Origin of the sequence: Chromobacterium aquaticum (assembly GCF_021129195.1) — a bacterium.
GTDB classification, from domain to species: domain Bacteria; phylum Pseudomonadota; class Gammaproteobacteria; order Burkholderiales; family Chromobacteriaceae; genus Chromobacterium; species Chromobacterium aquaticum.
The window spans coordinates 1-3,977 of sequence record NZ_JAJOHW010000123.1 but is presented as its reverse complement, the minus strand read 5'-3'; the positions used below and the strand labels follow the sequence as shown (position 1 = coordinate 3,977).

At 64.2% G+C, this 3,977-nt stretch carries 6 protein-coding genes; 3 read left to right on the top strand and 3 right to left on the bottom strand.

Going from position 1 to position 3,977, the window contains the following annotated elements:
• From LQT98_RS18330 to LQT98_RS18320, 3 genes are all read left to right on the top strand, one after another.
• Positions 1–335 (top strand): cytochrome b (locus LQT98_RS18330; RefSeq protein WP_231464142.1); only part of this gene is annotated, 335 nt, incomplete at its 5' end.
• Positions 332–889, top strand: a complete 558-nt coding sequence (locus LQT98_RS18325) for a YceI family protein (protein ID WP_048410767.1) — start codon at positions 332–334, stop codon at positions 887–889. The genes LQT98_RS18330 and LQT98_RS18325, both read left to right, overlap by 4 nt.
• Before the next feature lie 31 nt (positions 890–920).
• Positions 921–1,502, top strand: a complete 582-nt coding sequence (locus LQT98_RS18320) for a YceI family protein (RefSeq protein WP_231464140.1) — start codon at positions 921–923, stop codon at positions 1,500–1,502.
• Positions 1,503–1,750: 248 nt separating this feature from the next.
• On the opposite strand, the gene LQT98_RS18315 is transcribed toward LQT98_RS18320, so the two are convergent.
• The 3 genes from LQT98_RS18315 to dapF form a co-directional block, all read right to left on the bottom strand.
• The gene (locus tag LQT98_RS18315) at positions 1,751–2,320 is read right to left on the bottom strand and encodes a hypothetical protein (protein WP_048410766.1); all 570 of its coding nucleotides are present in this window, start codon (positions 2,318–2,320) and stop codon (positions 1,751–1,753) included.
• Complete coding sequence (locus tag LQT98_RS18310) at positions 2,317–2,970, bottom strand: DUF484 family protein (RefSeq protein WP_048410765.1); 654 nt, start codon at positions 2,968–2,970, stop codon at positions 2,317–2,319. The genes LQT98_RS18315 and LQT98_RS18310 overlap by 4 nt, the downstream gene beginning before the upstream one ends.
• Positions 2,971–3,035: 65 nt before the next feature.
• Positions 3,036–3,866 carry a diaminopimelate epimerase gene (dapF, locus tag LQT98_RS18305; RefSeq protein WP_231464138.1) on the bottom strand — a complete coding sequence of 277 codons (831 nt, stop codon included), beginning with the start codon at positions 3,864–3,866 and terminating at the stop codon, positions 3,036–3,038.
• Positions 3,867–3,977 lie beyond the last annotated feature (111 nt).

The following is a 3,977-nucleotide window of genomic DNA, read 5'->3' as shown; positions in this document are numbered from 1 at the left end:
TGCCGGGACAGCCGGCCTGGCAGCTCAAGGCCGCCGGCCTGATTCACCTGCTGCTATACGCGCTGATGCTGGCCATGCCGCTGGTGGGCTGGCTGATGAGCTCGGCCAAGGGCTATCCGGTGGTGTGGTTCAACCTGGTGCAACTGCCGGACCTGGTGGACAAGAACGAGGCGCTGGGCCATGTATTGGGCTGGAGCCATGCGCTGATGGCCTACGCCATCGTCGCCATCGTCGGTCTGCATGCGCTGGCGGCCCTGAAGCATCATTTCATCGATCGCGACGCCACGCTGGCGCGGATGCTGCCATCCTGTCGCAAAGGAGATACTCAAGCATGAAATTTCTGACTTCACTCGCATTGAGCGCCGCCGTGGCGCTGACGATGGCGCCGGCCCAGGCCGCGCAAACGCTGAACGCCGCCAAGAGCACGCTGGGCTTCAGCTTCAAGCAAATGAATGTGCCGACCGAAGGCCGCTTCAAGAGCTTCGCCGCCAACGTCAGTTTCGACCCGGCCAAGCCTGAGGCCACCAAGGCGGTGTTCACCGTGGACTTGGGCAGCGTGGACGTGGGTAGCGCCGACGGCAATACCACGGTGCGCGGCGCGTCCTTCTTCAATATCGCCAGCCTGCCCAAGGCCAGCTTCACCGCCAAATCGGTGAAGGCGCTGGGCGGCGGCAAATTCGAAACCCGCGGCACGCTCAGCCTGAAGGGCATCAGCCGCGAAGTGGTGTCCCAGTTCACCGCCAGCAGCGCCGGCGGTGAAACCACGCTGCAAGGCAGCTTCCCCGTGCAGCGCCTGCAGTTCAAGGTGGGCGATGGCGCTTGGGACGATACCGAGGCGATTGCCGACCTGGTGACCGTCAAATATAAATTCGTTCTGACCGGCAAGTGATCTTGCCATTCTTTCCCTGGAGAAAATCGACGTGACGACCAAGATCAAGACCCTGTTTGCCGCCGTGATGACGTTGGGCGTGCTGGGCAGCGCGCAAGCCGCCCCGGTTACTTACGAAGTGGATAGCTCGCATACCCATGCCGGCTACTCGCTGAGCCATCTGGGCTTCTCCACGCTGAGCGGCCGTTTCAACGACACCAAGGGCACCGTGGTGCTGGACCAGGCCAAGAAAACCGGCTCGGTGGACATCGTGATCAAGACCGCCAGCCATGACAGCGGCTGGGCGGCGCGCGACAAGCACATCGCCAGCCCGGACTTCCTGGACGTTGAAAAATACCCGACCATCACGTTCAAATCCGATAAGTTCACCTTCAATGGCGACAAGCTGGCGGCGGTGGACGGCCAACTGAGCTTGCATGGCGTGACCAAGCCGGTGACGCTGACCGTGACCAACTTCAAGTGCGTGGACTCCCACCCGATGGCCAAGAAGCCGTGGTGCGGCGCGGATGCCACCGCCACCATCAAGCGCAGCGAGTTTGGCGTGGGCGCCTATGTGCCGGCGGTGGGCGATGACCTGCAGCTGACCATCGCCATTGAGGCCGGCAAGAAGTAAGAAGCTGTCCTCAGAACCTGTTCAATGTCTGCTGAGCGTCGGTGATACGGCGTTGAAACTCGCTTCGAAATGCTCATGTACCACGTGTACATTCCGCTTTCTCAGCGACTTTCGCCTTGTCTCGCTCTAGCCAGCGAGACTTTGAACAGGCGCTAAGCTCGATGGATAGAGCGCCGATGCGCTGTCCGGCATCAAAAAACCCGAGTCGAAAGACTCGGGTTTTTTCATCGCTGCCGTGGCGCGGCGGCTCAGGTCATGCCCAGCACGATGGGCGCCAACCAATCGGCCAGCCACATCACCAGCAGGGGACTGATCAGCGTCATGCCGGCGAACACCGGCCACGGCAGACGCGCCTCCGGCTGATGGCGCATCACGTACAGCAGGGTGCGGTAGCCCAGATAGCTGACCACGACGATCAAGGGCGGCGCCATCAAGTAGGACAGCAGCGGCCGCCAGTCCAGCACGCGGGAAAAGGCGACGATGCCCAGGTGCAGGCTGAGCTGGCTGGCCATCAGCGCCGCCAACTGCGGCTGGCGTTCGGGAAAGGCCAGGCCAAGCCGGCTGACCCGCAGGCTGCTGGCCGACCACAGCACGGCGGCGATGCCGAGCCAGGCATAGGCGTAACAGAAGGGCAGCAACACCGGCGACAACGCGGTGAGGAACACATCCTTGCGGAAGGCCAGCGCCAGGATGAAGAAGGACGCCGCGAAACAGGCCTGGGCGATGCCATCACGGCTGGCGATCAGTCGCCACAGGATGTGCAGATAGAACAGCGCGATCAGCGCCAGCAGAAACCAACCGGTAGGCGTCGCCGTCATTGCGCCTCCAGGACGCGGATCAGCGCCACGGACACCTGCTCGCCGATTTGGGCCAGGTAATGGGTGTGCATGTCGAAAGTGAAGCGCTGGGCGTCATCGGACGCCAGCGCCAGCAGGCCGATGGTCTGCCCGGTGGCGTCGCGCAGCGCCAGCTGGGCGAAGGATTGCAGCACCGGCGTGGCGGGGAACCAGGCCAGCACATCATCGTTGACGTAGGGGCCGCAATAGGGCGCGGACAGATTGCGCGCCAGCGCGGCCACCTCGTTGCGGGCATCGTAAACCGCGCCGGCGGACTCCGCCGCCGGGTGCCACAGCCGCAGCGCGATGCGCTCCAGCTTGAAATGCTCGGCAAAGCAGGCCGGCAGTGCGCTCAGCACATCCTGCAGGCTGCGGCAGGCCTGCAGGCTCAGCGCCAGTTGGTGGGCATTGGCGATGATGCGGTCGTTGGCCTCGCTGTGGCGCACCAATTGCTGCAAACGCGACTCCAGCTGACGATTGCGGTCCTTCAGATCCAGCAACTGGCGCTCGGCCAGCGAGACCACCACGCGGTCCTGCGGCGCGCCGCCGGGCTTCAGGCCTAGCCGCTCGGCATGGTGGGCGAGAAAGTCCGGATGTTGGTCCAAAAACGCCAGCACATCGTCTGTCTGCATGATTCATAACCCCTTATACAACGCTGTTGTTGTCGCGCGCGGCGCCGGCAAACCGGCGGCGGCATTCAAATATCGATCTCGCCCTGAAACACGGTGACGGCGGGTCCGGTCATGGTGACGGCGGCGTCGTCGGCCGGCCACTCCACCGTCAGCTCGCCGCCGCGGGTATGCACCCGCACGCGCCGCTCCAGCAGACCGCGACGGATGCCGGCCACCACCGCCGCGCAGGCGCCGGTGCCGCAGGCCAGCGTTTCGCCGGCGCCGCGCTCGAACACGCGCAAGCGAATCTCATCGCGCGCCACTACCTGCATGAAGCCGGCGTTGACCCGCTGTGGAAAGCGCGGGTGGTTTTCAATCGCCGCGCCCAACTGCGTCACCGGCGCCAGGGCTACATCTGCGACTACCTGCACCGCGTGGGGGTTCCCCATCGACACCACACTGATGGACAAGATGGCGTCGCCGACTTGTAAATCGTCGCATATCGCCTCGGATTCGGCCTGAAACGGAATTTCGGCCGGGGCGAAGCGCGGCCGACCCATGTCCACTCGCGCTTGGCCGTCACCCAGGTATTCGGGCGCGATCACGCCCTTGGCGGTTTCCACCAGGATGCGGGATTTGGAAGTCAGGCCGCGGTCGGACACGAACTTGGCGAAGCAGCGCGCGCCATTGCCGCATTGCTCCACCTCGCCGCCGTCGTTGTTGAAGATGCGGTAGCGGAAATCATGGCCGGCGGCTTGCGCGGCCTCCACCAGCAGCAATTGATCGAAGCCGATGCCGAAGTGGCGGTCGCCCAGCTGGCGGATGCGCTCGGCGCTAAGGGAGACGGTTTGACGGACGCCATCGACAACCATGAAGTCGTTGCCGAGGCCGTGCATTTTGGTGAAGTGCAATTTCATCGGAGCGCGCCTGATCCTGCGTGAATGGGCGGCCCCGTGGCGGGCCGCCAATAATAGGGCAGGTTAGCACAGTGGCGTAGATAGAGGTACCGGCGGCGCGCGCCGCCGCGC

Bases quoted from the DNA above. Each gene is read 5' to 3' on its own strand.
- LQT98_RS18315 (WP_048410766.1), bottom strand. From the start codon at position 2,320: ATGACGGCGACGCCTACCGGTTGGTTTCTGCTGGCGCTGATCGCGCTG.
- LQT98_RS18325 (WP_048410767.1), top strand. From the start codon at position 332: ATGAAATTTCTGACTTCACTCGCATTGAGCGCCGCCGTGGCGCTGACG.
- dapF (WP_231464138.1), bottom strand. From the start codon at position 3,866: ATGAAATTGCACTTCACCAAAATGCACGGCCTCGGCAACGACTTCATG.
- LQT98_RS18310 (WP_048410765.1), bottom strand. From the start codon at position 2,970: ATGCAGACAGACGATGTGCTGGCGTTTTTGGACCAACATCCGGACTTT.